The organism is Nocardioides agri (assembly GCF_013778305.1).
GTDB lineage: Bacteria > Actinomycetota > Actinomycetes > Propionibacteriales > Nocardioidaceae > Nocardioides > Nocardioides agri.
Map to the genome: position 1 here is coordinate 2,131,009 of NZ_JACEIC010000002.1, position 16,412 is coordinate 2,147,420.

Below are 16,412 nucleotides of genomic sequence, written 5' to 3' on the forward strand. Positions count from 1 at the left end.
GGAGGAGAACCTCCGGGCCCGCTTCGTGTTCCACCCATCACCACCGGGTCAGCGGCGCACCCGGATCGTGTCGGTCCGCACCGCCTTCGAGACCAGGGCGCTGCCCTCGTAGGTGGCGGTGATCTTCAGGCGACCCGGCCGGGTGGCCTTCGGGAGCCGGAAGGTGACCTTCCCACCGCGCAGCGTGCCGGTCAGGGTGCCGCCACCGCGGACCCTGATCGTCACCTTGCCGGTCACCGCCACCTGGTCGGGTGCCGTCACCGTCACCCGGACGACGGCTCGGGTGCCCGTCCTGACCGAGGCCGGCCCCTGCACCGTGATCGTCGGGGACGCCTTGCGGACGGTCACGACGGTCGTCGCCGACGACGCCTGGTGCTGTGCGTCACCGGCGTACCGCAGGGTGAGCGTGTGCCCACCCGGCTGGAGCGACCGGGCCGGCAGCGCGATGCTGACCTTCCCGCCCGCCACCGTGCCGGTGCCCAGGACGGTCGAGCCGAGGCTGACCGTCACGGTGCCCGTGGCGGTGGCGGGGGTGACCGTCGCCGACACCGTGCCCGCCTTGCCGAAGGTGAAGGTCGGCACCGATCCGGCGATCGTGGTCGACTCCGGCGCCGGCGGAGGCGGCGTGGTCGACACCTCGGTCACCGTGATCGTCACCGTGGCGGGCGCGGACTCCGCCGTCCCGTCGGTGGCGCGGTAGCTGAAGGTGTCGGTGCCGTGGAACCCGGCCGCCGGCGTGTAGGTGAGCGACCCGTTCCCGGCGAGGGTGACCGAGCCGTGGCCCGGCTGGGTGACTCCCGTCGCCGTGACAGGGTCCGCGTCGGCGTCGGTGTCGTTGCCGAGCACGCCGGGCGCCGCCACGCTCAGGGCGGTGCCCTGCTTCGTGCTGTACGCGTCGGCGGTCGCGACCGGCGCCGTGTTCGGCGGCGGACCCTCGAACAGCTCGGTGACCTCGTCCGGTGACAGCTCGTGGCCGTACATCCGGAAGTCGTCGACCAGGCCGTTCCACCGCGGGTCGGGCCAGCTGGTGCCGCCGATCATGTTCGCGGTGGTGTTGCCACCGGCCCCGATGTCGCCGATGTCCAGCGTGAAGTCGGTCCGCGTCCCGACGAGCTCGCCGTCGAAGTAGAGCCGACCGGTCTCGCCGTTCATCGTGAACACCACGTGCGTCCACTCGTTCAGCGGCAGGTCGTTGCCCGCACCGAGCGTCAGCCGCTCCTGGACCGGGTTCCCCGGCGCCTTGAACGTGGCCGCGAACCCGGAGGCACTGTTCGCCGGGCCGGCCTGGGTGTTGGACTGCAGCAGGAAGAACGAGTCGGTGCTGCTGCCGATCTGGAGCAGCGGGACCCAGTTGGGCAGCGCCCGGGGGTTCGTCCAGATCGACACCGAGAACTCGTCGCTGAGGTCCTGGTCGAGGTTGTCGGGCAGGTCGATGTGGTTGCCGGTGGCCGATGCGCCACCCGGCAGGTCCACGACCGTGCCCAGCTCCTCGTCCTCCGCCCAGGCGGTGGTGCCGCCCAGCTCGGCGGCGCCGACCGAGTCGTCGAAGCCGGTGTTCTCGGCCGTGGCGCCCGTGCCCTCGTCGAGGGCGTAGCGGACCTGCGGCGCGTCGACCGCCGGAGCCGGAGCCACCACGATCGTCACCGTCGCCGGCTCGGACTCGTGCTCGCCGTCGCTGGCGCGGTAGGTGAAGGTGTCGGCCCCGGCGAACCCGGCGTCCGGCGTGTAGGTGAACGAGCCGTCGCCGTTGAGGGCGAGCCCACCGTGGTCGGGCTGCGTGGCACCGACCGCGGTCAGCTCCTCGCTGTCCGCGTCGACGTCGTTGCCGAGCACACCCGGCGCGGCGACGACCAGCGCCTGGCCCTGGTCGGCCGTGTAGCGCTCGCCGGACGCGACCGGGGTCACCGGCGGCGGGGGTCCCTCGTACAGGTCGGTGACCTCCTCCGGCGACAGCTCGTGGCCGTAGAGCCGGAAGTCGTCGACCTTGCCGTTCCACCGCTGGTCGGGCCAGCTGGTGCCGCCGATCATGTTCGCGGTGGTCGTGCCGCCGATCCCGACGTCGTCGATGCCGAGGCTGAAGTCGGTGCGCGTGCCCACCAGCTGACCGTCGAAGTAGATCTTCCCGGTGCTGCCGCTCATCGTGAAGACCACGTGGGTCCACTCGTTGAGGGGCAGCTCGTCGTTGGCGGCAGCGCCGCCGTTGCCCAGCGTCAGCCGCTCCTGGGTCGCGTTGCCGGCCTGCTTGAACGTGGCCGCGAACCCGGTGTTGCCGGCGGCCTGGGTGGCCGACTGGAGCAGGAAGAACGTGTCGGTGCTGCTGCCGATCTGGAGAAGCGGGACCCAGTTGGGCAGCGCCCGCGGGTTCGCCCAGATCGACACCGAGAACTCGTCCTCGAGGTCCTGCCCGATGTTGTTCGGCAGCACCACGTGGTTGGCCGTGGCGGCCGCGCCGCCGGGCAGGTCCACCGCGCCGCCGAACTTGCCGGCCGCCGTCCGCCACGCCGGGTTCAGCGTGGCGGCGCCGACGGAGGCGTCGGTGCCGGCGTTGGCCTCCGTGCCGCCGCCGACCGCGTCGAAGGTGTAGTGCACGGGCACCCCGGGCGCCGGCGGCGGCCGGAGGACCGTGTGGCTCACCGTCGCCGAGGAGCCCCGCCAGCCGTCGGCCGGCAGGTAGCGGACCTCGACCTCGTGGTCACCACGCGTGAGCGTGACGTCGGGGAAGGTGACCGCCCCGTCCACGAGGTCCGCCGGGGAGCCGACGCGCGCGTCGTCCACCCAGAGCTCGACCTGGCCCTCGGCGGGCTGGTCGTCGGAGCCGTCGACAGTCGTCGATACGCTGAGCGGCTCGCCGAAGGCCGACGGGGAGGCCGGGCTGACCGCCACGGTCGTGGTGGTGCGCAGGGAGGAGCCGTCGGCGTACAGGCTCGCCACGTCGGCCGCGCCGAGCGACGTCGTGTACAGCCGGACGTCGTCCATGAGGCCGTCGTACGACGGGTCCGGGTAGCCGTTGCGGCCCAGCCAGTTGTTGGTCGTCGGACCGACGTCGGTCATGTCGATCGTCAGGTCGCTCCGGCTCGCGATCTGCACCCCGTTGAGGTAGAGCGTGCCGACCGCGCCGTCGCGGGTGAACACGACGTGGTTCCACTGGTTGGCGGTCACGTCCTTCGTCGGCGCGGCGTAGACGCGCTCCTGGAGCGCGCTCCCCTTCGCCTTGAAGGTCGCGGCGAGACCGGTGTTGCCGGCCGCCTGGGTCTGCATCTGGATCTGGAAGAAGCTGCCGGCATCCGCCAGCCCGTCACCGATGTGGAACAGGTTGATCCAGTTCCCCTTGGTGTCCGGGCGCACCCAGAACGACGTCGTGAAGGCGTCCTCCCCCTGGAGCAGGTTGTCCGGCAGGTCGACCGTGTTGGCGTTGCTGCCGCCCTTCAGGTCCAGCGCGTTGCCGAAGGTCCCGTTCGCGGACCAGCCGGTGGTGCCGACCAGCGTGCCGGACCCGACGGAGTCGTCGGTGCCCGTGTTGGCGGCCGTCGTGCCGGTGCCCTCCTCGAACTCGTAGTGGACGGGTGCGTCCGCGAGACCCGGGTCCTCGCCGATCACGACGAGGTCGTCGATCATCAGCCCGGCGCCGGCTCCGGAGCCGGTCAGGCTGAGCCGCTCGGACCGCTGGTCGGCGGTGAACGTCCCGACGAAGGTCGCGTACGTCGTGTCGTTGGTGCCCTGCGACGGGTTGTCGGCCGTCGCGGTGAGCGTGGTGTCGAGCGACCCCACGCTCAGCTGGGCGCTCGCGGAACCGAGGCCGGCGGCCGACCGGCTGTCGCGGGCGTAGCGCAGCGACAGTCGGTACTCACGTCCCGGGTCGAGACCCTGAAGCGTCCGCTCGATGCTGCCGGACTGGCCGAGCGCGAGCTGGTAGCCCGTGCCGCCGAGGCCGCCGTTGGTCGCGACGGTGCCGCGCACCAGCTGCACCTGGCTGTCCACGACCCACGGAGCGATCCGGCCGTTGCCCGGAGCGACGTCGATGGTGTTGGGCGGGTTGGCGCCGCGCCACTCGGCGGGCAGCTTCGGGTACTCGAACTGGTCGACGACCTTCGGGCTGCGCTGGTCCATCGCGACCGTGGGGTCGATGTCGATGATCTTCGCGACCGACGGGGTGCCGTCGGCGTCGAAGACGAACAGCATGTAGGAGCCCGGGGGTGCGTAGGTGCCGTCCTGCGGGGCGTCGATGGTGACGGTCCCGCCGGCCTGGCTGAACTCCAGGTCCTGGAAGTTCTGGTCGTTGTTGAAGCCGTGCGTGACCGAGCCGTTGCGGACCAGGGTCACGCGCGAGACCGAGTCGGGCGTCGAGACCTGGAACGACCCGTCGTACCCGACCTTCTTCGGTGCGCTCGTGATCACCGGCCGCACGGCCGGCGCGTCGCCATCGAAGAGGTAGGACGGCGAGTAGTACTCGACGTCGGTGTAGTTGCGCGGGCCCGGGGCGCCACCGCCGCCGACCATGAGCCGACCGTCGGGGAGCAGCAGGGCGGAGGAGTGGTAGAGCCGCGCGTGCTCGTACGGCGTCTCGACCGTCGTCCACTCGCCGGTGTCCGGGTCCCAGATCTCGGCGTTGGTGACGTAGCCGCCGTTGCCGTTGTTCTCGCGGCTGCCGCCGGTGACGATGACGTCGCCGTCGGGCAGCACGGTCGCGGTCGCCCAGTGGCGCTTGTACTGCATCGGCTGGGTCGCGGTGACGACCGGGTTCTCGGTGCCGCCGGTGATGTCGACCGTGAAGCCGGCGCGGGCGCCGTCGGGTCCGCCGCCGTTGGCCCACCAGCCGCCGCCGACCTGCAGGATCTTGCCGGGCCGGTACATCGCCGCCGTGGAGGTCGCGCCGACCGGGTTGCCGTCAGTGCCCTGGTTGGCGACGCTGCTCGGGAGCGTGCCGCGCGGGGTCAGCGTGCCGGTGCCGCTCGGGTCGAGCTCGAACATGGCCGTGCCGCTGATGGTGAAGATCTTCCCGCTGCCCGGGGCGACGAAGGCCCGCGGGTACCACCAGCGGTTCTCGTCGGGACCGTTGCCGTTGCCGCCGTCACCGTAGGCGAACGCGCTCTTCGCGCCGGTCAGCAGCTGCCAGCCGGAGCCCTGGTCGGGGCGGTAGACCTCCGGCGTGAGCACGCCGGCGCCACCCGGGCCACCGCGGATGCTGCCACCCTGGACGACGATGTCGCCGTCGGCGGTGGTGGTGCCGGTCGGGTACCAGCGCGGGTAGTTCATCGGCGCCTCGTCGCGCATGCCCTTGCCGGTCTGGTAGCTCGTCACGCCGATAGCGGCGTCGTTGGGTGCGTTGCCGCCGAGGCTGTCGTCACCGCCAACGGTGAAGGTCGCGCCCGTGTGGGGGTTCTGCACCTGCATGGAGCAGAAGAGGTCGGTGTAGGTGTTGTTGGCCTGCAGGCCGGCGTTGACGTTCGCGAGGGTCCGCGGCTGCGCCGGGTCCCAGACGTCGAACTCCATCTGCCCGCCCTGGGTCACCGAGCCGTTGCCGGTCCAGTCGTACGGCGCGGTGTCGTTGCCCCAGCCGCCGACGCTGCCGAAGCTCTGGACCTTGCCGTCCGGGGTGAGCGCCATGTTGATCGGCACCAGCGGCCACGGCGTGACGCCGCTCCACGAGCCCGCGTCGTCCTTGGCCGGCGGCGAGCAGTCGGCCTCGAGCAGGCCCGCGGCGTACGCGATGCCCTTCTTCAGCTGGGCGCGCATGAAGGGCTCGGAGTACGCCGTGCCCTCGTGGCCCATGCCGGTGTACCAGGACCGACCCGCGTCGATCTCCTGGCACCAGGTGATCGGGTGCGAGCTGCCCTGCCGGCCCATGCCGTAGGACGTCTCGTCGGCCTCGAGCAGGGTGCGCACGTTCTGGGCCGGGTTGACCGTCCAGTCGTACCACTCGTCGCTGCGGGTGATCTCGGCCGGCAGGCCCGCGGTCAGCGGGTGGCCGACGGCCTTCAGGACCACGCGGCCCGGGCGGACGCCCGGGTCCTCCGGGTGGCCCTCGGACATCGCGCCGACGAGCTGGAGGTAGAACGGGTTGACGTCGTGCTCGCTCTGGCCGACCGACCAGCCGGTGTAGTGCATGCCGGCGAACCCGCCGCCACCGCGGATGTAGCTCTCGAGCGCGGCGCGCTGCGCGGTGTTGAAGAGCACCCCGCCGGTCTGGGCGAACACCAGGGTGTCGACGGTGGCCAGGTTCTCGGGCGTGAACGCCGCCGGGTCCTGGGTCTCCTGGACCTGCAGGCTGAGGCTGTTCTCGGCCGCGAGCTCGGCGGCGAGGGCGTTGATCGCCTGCCGGGCCTGCACGTGCGAGGCGTGGAAGTTGTCCTTGTAGAACAGCAGGACCTTCAGCACCTCGTCGTCGCCGGCGGCCGCGGCGGCGGGCGTCGACATGGCCGGCACGGCGACCAGCGCCATCGACAGTGCGACGGCGCTCAGGAGGATGCGCCGGAGGCGCCCTCCGGGTTCACGGACGGATCTGCGTAGCACGTTCAACCCCTTGTCTCGGGTGGACTCTCTGGTTGTCGAGATGCATCAGCGACGCCTCACCAGGGCATGGCGAGGCCAGACGACCGGCGCGCCGCGTGGGCCCGCCGTCGCCGTGGTGACGTGCGGTCTACCGACGAACGCGCGCGCTGCCACCGGCGGCGAGCGCGTAGACCTCCTCCCGAGATGCCATCGAGGTGTCCCCGGGCGTCGTCATCGCCAGGGCGCCGTGGGCAGCGCCCAACTCGAGGGCCTGCTGCAGGTCCTCGCCCTGGAGCAGGCCGTAGACCAGGCCGGACGCGAAGCCGTCGCCGCCGCCGACCCGGTCGTAGATCGCGAGGTGGTCGCGGGGCGTGGAGGCCAGCACCCCGGTCTCCGGCGACCAGGCGATCGCCTGCCAGTCGTTGTCGCTGGCGGTGTGCACCGTGCGCAGCGTCGTGGCGATGACCTTGAACCACGGCATCTTCTCGGCGACCGTGCCGACCATCGCCTCGAAGCTGTCCATGGGCAGCGTGCTGAGGTGCTCGTCGACGTGGGCGACCTCGAAGCCGAGCGCGGCGGTGAAGTCCTCCTCGTTGCCGATCATCACGTCGACGTGGCTCGCCAGCCGGGTGTTCACGTCGCGGGCGAAGTCGGTGCCGCCGATCCCCGCCCACAGGCTGGGCCGGTAGTTGAGGTCGAAGGACACGACGGTGCCGTGCCGCTGCGCGGCGGCCATCGCCTCCTCGGCGACCGCTGCGGTGCTCTCCGACAGCGCGGCGAAGATGCCGCCGGTGTGCAGCCAGCGCACACCGCGTCGGCCGAACAGGTCGTCCCAGTCGACCGTGCCGGGCGCGAGCTGACTGATCGCGGTGTTGGCCCGGTCGGACACGCCGACCGCGCCGCGCACCCCGAAGCCGCGCTCGGTGAAGTTCAGCCCGTTGCGCACCGTGCGGCCGATCCCGTCGTACTTCTCCCACTGGATCAGCGAGGTGTCGACGCCGCCCTGCATGACGAGGTTCTCGACCAGTCGGCCGATCTCGTTGTCGGCGAGCGCGGTGACGACGCCCGCACGCAGGCCGAAGACCTTGCGCATGCCGCGGGCGACGTTGTACTCGCCGCCGCCCTCCCAGGCCTCGAACCGGCGCGCGGTGCGCACCCGGCCCTCACCGGGGTCGAGGCGCAGCATCACCTCGCCGAGCGCGACGATGTCGAGCTCGCACTCGTCGGCCGGACGGGTCTCGATCATGCGGGCGCTCCTTGCAGGTCGGCGTGGAGGTCGGCGTGGAGGTCGGCGTGGAGATCGGCGCAGCGGCGGGAGACCTCGTCCCAGTCCCCCGCTGCGAGCAGGTCGGGGGCGACCATCCAACTGCCGCCGACGGCGACGACCGCGGGATGGGCCAGGTAGGCGGGGGCACTGGCCGCGGTGATGCCGCCGGTCGGCATGAACCGGACCTGCGGGAAGGCCGCCGACAGCGCCTTCACGGTGGGGAGCCCGCCGCACGCCTCCGCCGGGAAGAGCTTCACGGTCTCGAGCCCGAGGTCGAGGGCCGCGATGATCTCGGTGGCCGTGCTGACGCCGGGGAACACCGGGAGGTCGAGCGCCTGGCAGCGTCGTACGACGTCCGCGCTCAGCCCCGGCGACACGACGAAGCGCGCACCCGCGTCGTGCGCGCGGTCGACCTGCTCGGCCGTGATCACCGTGCCGGCGCCGACCACGAGGTCGCCGCGCTCGGCGAGCCGGCCGAGCACGGAGGCGGCCTCCGGCGTGCGGAACGTGACCTCGGCGACCGGCAGCCCGCCGGCGACCAGGGCGGCACCGAGGTCGTCGGCGCGGGCCGCGTCGTCCAGGACGACCACCGGGACGACCCGGTGGCCGTCGAGCACCTCGACCCCCATCAGCGGAGCTCGGCGATGACGGTCTTGAGCTCGGTGTAGTCGTCCAGGCCGAACGACCCGAGCTCGCGGCCCCAGCCCGACTGCTTGAAGCCACCGCGCGGGAGCGTGACGTCGTCGGCGTGCCAGGTGTTGAGCCACACCGTGCCGGCCCGCAGCTTCGAGCCGACGCGGTGCGCCGTACCGATGTCCTTGGACCACACGCCCGCAGCCAGGCCGTAGACGGTGTTGTTGGCGGCCGCGACGACCTCCTCCTCGGTGTCGAAGGGGATCGCGGTGACGACCGGGCCGAAGATCTCGTCGGTCTGCACCGCCATCGTCTCGGTGACGCCGGTGATCAGCGTCGGCGAGCAGAAGTAGCCGCGGTCGGCGGCCGGGTCCGGGCTGCCCGCGTTGATCGTGGCGCCGTCGGCGACCGCGCCGCGCACGTAGCCCATGACCTTCTCGTGCTGCTCCTGCGAGACGAGCGGGCCCATGGTCGTCGCGGGGTCGAAGCCGTCGCCGACCTTGATCGCGCGGGCCGCGGCGGCGACGCCCTCGATGACCTCGTCGAACACCGCGCGCTGCACGTAGAGGCGCGAGCCGTTGACGCAGCACTGGCCCTCGTTGAAGTAGCCCGCGAGCGCGGCGCCGGCGATCGCGGCCTCGAGGTCGGCGTCGGCGAAGATGATGTTGGGCGCCTTGCCGCCGAGCTCGAGCGAGACCTTCTTGAGGTTCTTCGAGGCGCCGGCCGCGATCTTCTTGCCGACCTCGGTGCTGCCGGTGAACGCGACCTTGTCGACGCCCGGGTGGTCGACCAGGGCGGCGCCCGCGTCGCCGAAGCCGGGCAGCACGTTGACGACGCCGGCGGGGACGCCGGCCTCGAGGAGCAGCTCCCCGAGCCGCAGCGCGGTGAGCGGGGTCTGCTCGGCGGGCTTCAGCACGACGGTGTTGCCGGCGGTGATCGCCGGGATGACCTTGAAGGCCGCCATCGTGAGCGGGAAGTTCCAGGGGACGATGCCCGCGACGACGCCGATCGCCTCGCGCCGGGTGTAGGCGTGAAAGTCGCGACCCGGCACCGACATCGGGATCGTGGTGCCCTCCATCTTGGTGGCCCATCCGGCGAAGTAGCGGAAGAGCTCGGCGGCCACGCCGACGTCGCCGCGGGCCGATGCGAGGCTCTTGCCGTTGTCGAGGGACTCGAGTTGGGCGAACTCCTCGGCGCGCTCGTCGATCATGTCGCCGATGCGCCACAGCAGGTGCGAGCGCTCGCGCGGGGTCATCCGCGACCACGGCGAGGGTGACTCGAAGGCGTTGCGGGCGGCCACCACGGCGCGGTCGGCGTCGACGGCGGAGGCCTGCGCGACCTGGACGAGGACCTCCTCGGTCGAGGGGTCGATGGTGGCGAAGGTGCGCCCGTCCTTGGCGTCGACCCACTCGCCGTCGATCAGCAGCTGCTTCGGCGTGGAAAGGAACGAGCGGACGGCGGGGAGGAGAGCGGAGCGGTCGTGCGACATGGGGTGCCTTCCAGGGGGAGCGTGGTTCGTCGGGGTACGTCGGGAGCGTGGGCTACTTGATGATCAACACCTTCGATCGGTCCAGCGTGAGCGCGACCGCCACCACGATGATCGCGCCATAGAGGATCTGCTCGTACGCCGACGGCACGCCGACGATCGGCAGGCCGACGCGCAGCAGCGTGATGACGAGCGCGCCGACGAGCGAGCGCCACAGGCTGCCGTGGCCGCCGGTGATCGCGGTGCCGCCGACGACGATCGCGGCGACGGCGGGGAGCAGCAGGTTGTCGGCCATCGTCGGGCTGCCGCTGAAGTTCCGCGAGACCAGCATGATCGAGGCCAGTCCGGCGCAGGCGCCCGAGACCGTGAACGCCAGCACCTTGACGAGGTCGACCGGTGCGCCGGCGAGCCGGGCGGACGCCTCGGAGTAGCCGGTCGAGGTCAGGTAGCTCTGCAGCGGCGTGAGCTTGAGGGCCAGCCAGATCGCGGCGACCACGAGGACGGCGACCGCGAAGGCCATCGGCACGTAGCCGCCGACGTACAGCGTGAGCCACTTGGTGGCGTCGCGGTCGGTGACCCGCACGGGCCCGGCGTCGGAGATGACGAGCGCGACCGCCGAGAAGATGCTCATGCCGCCGAGCGTCACGATGAAGGACGGGATGCGGAGCACCACGTGGGCGATGCCCTGCACGGCGCCGATCGCACCGGCGACCGCAATGACGGCAGGCGTCGTCAGGCCGCCGAGGTCGGGCAACCACAGGGCGAAGAGCACCGACGACAGCGACGCGAGCGCCGCGATCGACAGGTCGATGCCGCCGCAGAGCACCACGAGCGTCGCGCCGGTGGCGAGGACGACCAGCGGCGCCGAGGTCCGCACCGCCGCCGTGAGGCTCCGCTGGGTCAGGAACTCCGGGTCGGCGATCGTCAGCGCGGCGAGGAGCGCGACCAGCGCGATCAGCGGCATGAAGAGCGTGAGCCGCTGCGACAGCGACGGCCCACCCTTCACCGCGCCAGTGTCGGCGGCGGGCTTGGCCAGGACTGGGGTGCTCACACCATCTCCTTGACGAGGTCGAGCGGGGTCGGCTTGTTGCCCGACGGACAGCCGACCTCGGCGGTGATCCGGCCGTCGCTCATCACGACGATGCGGTCGGCCATGCCGATCGCCTCCTCGAGGCTGTCGGCCAGGAGGACCGTGGCGACGCCGTTGTTGGCGAGCTCGCGCATCAGCCGGTAGACCTCCGACCGGGCGCCGACGTCGAGGCCGCGGGTGGGGTGGTCGAGCAGCAGCAGGCGTACGTCGTCGGCCACCAGCCAGCGGGCCAGCACCACCTTCTGCTGGTTGCCGCCCGAGAGCCGCTGGATCGCGGTGCTGCGCTGCGGGGTGCGGATCGACAGCCGGTCGATCCACCGGTCCACGAGCGTGGCCTGCTTGCGCGGCGACACCAGCGGCCCGACGCACCGGGACTTCTGCTTGGCGAGCGTCATGTTGTCCGCGACCGACATCGGCCCGACCATGCCCTCGATCTTGCGCTCGGCCGGCACGTAGCCGACGCCGGCGGCGCAGGCGGCGCGGGTGTCGGAGAGGTCGAGCTTCTTCCCGGCGAGCAGCGCCTCGCCGGCCGTGGTCGGCTCGGCGCCGAACAGCGCGCGGCAGACGTCCTCGCGGCCGGAGCCGTGCACGCCGACGATGCCGAGGATCTCACCGGGCCGAACGTCGAAGCTCACGTCGCGGAACGTCTTGCCGGCCAGGCCACGGACGCTGAGGAGCGGCTCCCCCTCCTGCTCGGGGCGCTCGATCGCGGTGTCGTGGTAGTGGTCGTCGTTGCCGGTCGAGCCGATCATCATCCGGTGCAGCTCGGCCGGGGCGGCGCCCGCCGTCGGCACGTCGCCGACGGACTGCCCGCCGCGCAGCACGGTGACCCGGTCGCACACGTCGAGCACCTCGTCGAGGCGGTGCGACACGAAGATCACGGAGGCGAACTCGCGCAGCCGGCGTACCTGGGTGAAGAGGGTCTCGATCTCCTTCGACTCCAGCACCGAGGTGGGCTCGTCGAGGATGATCACCGGCGGGTGCGAGGTGCGCTCCTCGATCCGCAGGACCTTCGCGATCTCGACCATCTGCCGGTCGGCGAAGCTGAGCGTGTCTGTGCGCGCCAGCGGGTCGATGTGCGAGCCGATCTTGTCGAGCTGCGCCTGCGCGAGCCGGCGCATCGTGTCCCAGCGGTAGACGCCCCGGCGGACCCCGGCGCCTTCGGCGCCGAGCACGATGTTCTCCGCGGCGGTCAGGTTGGGCACCAGCGACTGCTCCTGGAAGACCATCCCGATGCCGTGGTCGGCGGCGTCGACGACGCTCTTGAGCCGCACCTTCTCACCGCGCACCCAGATCTCCCCGGCGTCCGGCCGGACCAGGCCGACCAGCGCCTTGAGCAGCGTGGACTTGCCGGCGCCGTTCTCGCCCGCCAGGCCGAGCACCTCGTGCGGGCGGACCACGAGGTCCACGCCGTCGAGCGCCTTCACGCCGGGGTAGTGCTTGACCAGCCCGCGCACCTCCAGCGCCGGCACCGCTGCCGGCGGGGTCGGGGAGGGAGCCGGCTCGACGTTGACGCTCACTTGACCACCTGGTTCCTTCGACGCTGCGGGAGGACGGCCGCGGCGACCGCCGCGACGACGATCAGGCCCTGGACGCCGCCCTGCCAGTAGGGGCTGACGCCGATCTGCACGAGCCCGTTGGTGAGGACCGTGACCAGCAGGACCCCGACGGTGGAGTGGAGGACGCCTCCGCGCCCACCGGTGAGGAGGGTGCCGCCGACGACCGCCGCGGTGATCGCGGCGAAGTCGTAGCCCTTGCCGGCCTGCACGAGGCCCGCGCTGAGCTGGCTGGTCACCATCACGCCGGCGAGTCCGTAGAAGGCGCCGGCGAGGGTGAAGACCGCGACCTTGTACGGCGCCACCTTCACACCCGAGAGCGACAGGACCTCCTCGGCGCCGCCGATCGCGTAGGCGTAGCGGCCGAGCCGCGAGTAGCGCTGCACCAGGTAGCCGACGAGCACGCAGGCCGCGGCGAGCCAGGTCAGGTAGGAGAACCCGAGCAGCCGGTCGACCGCGAGGCTGGCCAGCGTCGCGTCGGAGATGTTGGGCTGCACGCCGCCGAACATCAGCGTCGCGACACCGAGGCCGATGGCGCAGACGCCGAGGGTGGTCATGAACGACGGCACCTTCAGCAGCACCAGCGCCAGCCCGCTCACGCACCCGAGGACCGCGGCCAGCAGGACCGCCATCAGGACGCCGGCCAGGCCGAGGTCGTTGTCGTTGCGGTTGTTGGCGACCAGCAGCGCGACCGCGATGGCGGAGGCGCCCATGATGCCGGGGGCGGAGAGGTCGATGGACCCCATGAGGAGCACGAACGTGATGCCGCACGTGACGACCGCGAGGACCGAGGCGGTGTCCATGATGTTCTGGACGTTGCCCAGCGTGCGGAACTCCGAGCTCAGGACGGAGAACACGAGGAAGACGACGACGAGCGCGATCGGCGGACCCGCGTCGCGGAGGGACACCCCCCGCCGAGGACGGGGGCGCGCCGCGACGACCTCGACGTCCTCGGCAGGGGATGTCATGGTCACGAGATCGGACCCTGCGACCGGCTGAAGACGTTGTCGCACTCGTACTCGGACGCGTCGACCGTCGGGGACGTGAAGTCCGCGACGTTGTCCTGCTGGATCAGGAACTGCTCGGCGAACCAGGCGCGGTCGGCGATGTCGTCGACCGAGAGCTCACCGGTGGCCACGCAGTAGCCGATCGCCAGGCCGATGCCGCCCTGCCACGGGCCGTCGCTGGAGACGGTGGCGGTCATGGCGCCGTCCTCGATCGCGGTGAGCGCGTCGGGCACGGCGTCGATGCCGACGACCGCGACCTGGCCCTCCTTGCCCGCGGCCTTGAGGGCCTCGAGCGCGCCGAGGGCCATGTCGTCGTTGGCGGCCCAGATGCCCTTGATGTCGTCGCCGTGCTTGGTCAGCAGCGTCTTGGTCACCTCGAGCGCCTCGGCGCGGGAGAAGTTCGCCGTCTGCTGGTCGAGCAGCTTCACGTCCGGGTGCTCGGCGAGCGAGGCCTCCAGGCCGGCGAACCGGTCCTTGGCGGCACCGGTGTCGAGGATGCCCTGGAGCGCGATGATGCCGCCCGAGCCGCCGATCGCGTCGGCGAGCGCGTCACCGATCTGCTGGCCCGACGTGACGCCGTCATAGGTGATGTGGCTCAGCCACTGGCTGTAGTCGGTGACCTCGAGGTCGGCCGGCTTGTTCCACTGGGTCACCAGGAAGGCGCCCGCCTCTTGGGCCTGCTCGACGATCGGCGGGGTGTCGGAGTCGCCGTTGGGCAGGATGTTCATGACCAGGCACTCGGTGTCGCCCGCGAGGAGCTGGCTGATCTGCTCCTGCTGCTTGGTCGAGTCACCGTCGTAGGTGAGCCGCTCCTGGGACAGGCCGACCGACTCGGCGAAGGCGTCGCCGCCCTCGAGCCACGCGGCCTCGTAGGGGTTGGACTCGTTGCGGACCTGGCCGACCAGCTTGACGTCGGCGGGGTCGCAGGCGCCAGCGGCCGCGGGCGAGTCGTTGCCGCTCTCGGCGTTCGACTCCTCGCTGCAGCCCGTGAAGGCGAGTGCCGCCAGCGAGAGGCTGAGCAGGGCAACGGCGGAACGTGACTTGACGATCATCGTCATCCTCTTCTGTAGGTGCCAGAGTCTCCGGCGGTGGTGGACCCGAGAGGTGGTGCGGTGCCGCTGGTGCGGCGGAGACGTGCGGAGCGGGCGGGGGAGGCGAGCCCCCGGGGGGATCAGCGCGCCATCCAGCCCCCGTCCACGACCAGCACGTGGCCGTTGACGTAGTCCGCGGCGGCGGAGCTGAGGAAGACGGCCGCGCCGGCGATGTCGGCCGGGGTGCCCCAGCGTCCGGCCGGGATCCGCTCGAGGATCGCCCGAGCCCGATCGGGGTCCTCGCGCAGTGCCGTCGTGTTGTCGGTGGCCATGTATCCCGGCGCGATCGCATTGACCTGGACGCCGAGCGGGCCCCACTCGTTGGCGAGCGCCTTGGTGATGCCGGCGACGCCGTGCTTGCTCGCGGTGTAGGAGATGACCCGGATCCCGCCCTGGAAGGCGAGCAGGCTGGCGATGCTCACGATCTTGCCGCTGCCGCGCTCGACCATCGGGCGGCCGATCGCCTGGGTGAGGAAGAACAGGCCGGACAGGTTGATGTCGAGGACGGTGTTCCAGGAGTCGTCGGTGACGTCGACCGTGTCGTGACGGTCGATGATGCCGGCGTTGTTGACCAGGATGTCGACCCGGTGCGCCGCGGAGATCCGGGCGCCGACGGCCGCCACGGCCGCGTGGTCGCTGACGTCGAGGTCGACGACGTCCACGTCGCGGCCGAGGTCGCGGACCAGCTTCTCGGTCTCGGTCTGACTGTCGGGGAGGCCGACGAGCACGAGGTCGGCGCCCGCCTCAGCGAGGCCGAGGGCCACGCCCTGGCCGAGGCCGCGACCCGCACCCGTGACGACGGCGCGCTTGCCGGTGAGGTCGAACGGGGTGCTCACAGCTCCTCCAGGGAGACGGGGAAGAGGTCGGTGTACGCGTTGTTCTCGCCGGCCATCGCCCAGATGAAGGCGTAGGAGCCGGTGCCGGCGCCGGCATGGACCGACCACGGCGGCGAGATGACGGCCTCCCGGTTGCCGACGACCAGGTGCCGGGTCGCGCCGGGCTGGCCGAGGAAGTGGAAGACGCGGTCGTCCTCGTCGAGGTCGACGTAGAGGTAGACCTCGGTGCGCCGCGCGTGCAGGTGCGGCGGCATCGTGTTCCAGACCGACCCGCGGGAGATGACGGTCACCCCGAACTGCAGGTTCGCGGTCGCCAGGTCCTCGCCCCACGCGTACTTGTAGAGGTGCCGCTCACTGGCGCTCTGGGCGCTGCCGATCGCGACCGGCTCGACCTCGGCGTGGTTGAGGGCGACCGCCGGGTGGGTGGCGTGCGCCGGGGCGGAGACGAAGTAGAAGGCCGCGTCGGCGCCGGCGAACGAGACCTCGCTGCCGCGCCCGACGTAGAGACCGTCGAGGTGGGCGAGCTCGAACTTCTCGCCGTCGACGAGGACGTGGCCGGACTCCCCGACGTTGATGACGCCGAGCTCGCGGCGCTCGAGGTGGGACTCGACGCCGAGGACGTCGGTCCAGGCCGGCAGCTCGAGCTGGCCGCTGCCGGGCACCGCGCCACCGACGACCAGGCGGTCGTCGTGGGTGTAGGTCGCGTGCACCTCGCCGGTCTCGAACAGGCCGGGCACGAGGAAGTGGTCGCGCAGGTCCGCGGCGTGGGCGGTCTCCACGCTCGACGGAGAAGTCGAATACCGGACCTGGATCACACGGGCTCCTCATGTTGTGAACTAAGTTCGTGAATGTGAACCCGGAATGTATACGTGACCACCGTCACTGGTCAATAGGCAGAAGTGCGTCCATGTATGTGAACGTGGGCTAGGATCAGACCAGCCGGACCGCGCACCGACG

The 16,412-nt window shown here is 71.6% G+C and carries 10 protein-coding genes; all 10 read right to left on the reverse strand.

Translation table 11 applies throughout. From position 1 onward, the window contains the following. Nucleotides 1–48: 48 nt before the first annotated feature. Nucleotides 49–6,510, reverse strand: a complete 6,462-nt coding sequence (locus tag HZF07_RS14890) for a LamG-like jellyroll fold domain-containing protein (protein ID WP_157342715.1) — start codon at nt 6,508–6,510, stop codon at nt 49–51. Between the two features lie 127 nt (nt 6,511–6,637). Continuing rightward, nucleotides 6,638–7,735, reverse strand: coding sequence for a sugar kinase (locus HZF07_RS14895; protein WP_157342716.1), 1,098 nt, complete (start codon nt 7,733–7,735; stop codon nt 6,638–6,640). Continuing rightward, entirely contained in the window at nt 7,732–8,385 is a 654-nt protein-coding gene (gene eda, locus HZF07_RS14900; RefSeq protein WP_157342718.1) for a bifunctional 4-hydroxy-2-oxoglutarate aldolase/2-dehydro-3-deoxy-phosphogluconate aldolase, read from the reverse strand. Before eda ends, HZF07_RS14895 begins: the two co-directional genes overlap by 4 nt. Beyond that, nucleotides 8,385–9,878: an aldehyde dehydrogenase family protein gene (locus HZF07_RS14905; RefSeq protein WP_157342719.1), complete on the reverse strand. Its 1,494-nt coding sequence runs from the start codon at nt 9,876–9,878 to the stop codon at nt 8,385–8,387. The genes eda and HZF07_RS14905 overlap by 1 nt, the downstream gene beginning before the upstream one ends. 52 nt (nt 9,879–9,930) lie before the next feature. Further along, complete coding sequence (locus tag HZF07_RS14910) at nt 9,931–10,926, reverse strand: ABC transporter permease (protein ID WP_181645221.1); 996 nt, start codon at nt 10,924–10,926, stop codon at nt 9,931–9,933. Then, a complete protein-coding gene (locus HZF07_RS14915) occupies nt 10,923–12,485 on the reverse strand; it encodes a sugar ABC transporter ATP-binding protein (RefSeq protein WP_181645222.1) in 1,563 nt (520 codons plus the stop codon). Before HZF07_RS14915 ends, HZF07_RS14910 begins: the two co-directional genes overlap by 4 nt. Further along, nucleotides 12,482–13,489, reverse strand: coding sequence for an ABC transporter permease (locus tag HZF07_RS14920; RefSeq protein WP_157345353.1), 1,008 nt, complete (start codon nt 13,487–13,489; stop codon nt 12,482–12,484). Before HZF07_RS14920 ends, HZF07_RS14915 begins: the two co-directional genes overlap by 4 nt. 2 nt (nt 13,490–13,491) lie before the next feature. After that, nucleotides 13,492–14,580: a sugar ABC transporter substrate-binding protein gene (locus HZF07_RS14925; RefSeq protein ID WP_157342720.1), complete on the reverse strand. Its 1,089-nt coding sequence runs from the start codon at nt 14,578–14,580 to the stop codon at nt 13,492–13,494. Between the two features lie 119 nt (nt 14,581–14,699). Next, complete coding sequence (gene kduD, locus HZF07_RS14930) at nt 14,700–15,455, reverse strand: 2-dehydro-3-deoxy-D-gluconate 5-dehydrogenase KduD (RefSeq protein ID WP_181645223.1); 756 nt, start codon at nt 15,453–15,455, stop codon at nt 14,700–14,702. Beyond that, nucleotides 15,452–16,234, reverse strand: coding sequence for a 5-dehydro-4-deoxy-D-glucuronate isomerase (kduI, locus tag HZF07_RS14935; protein ID WP_309504764.1), 783 nt, complete (start codon nt 16,232–16,234; stop codon nt 15,452–15,454). Before kduI ends, kduD begins: the two co-directional genes overlap by 4 nt. Between the last annotated feature and the right edge of the window lie 178 nt (nt 16,235–16,412).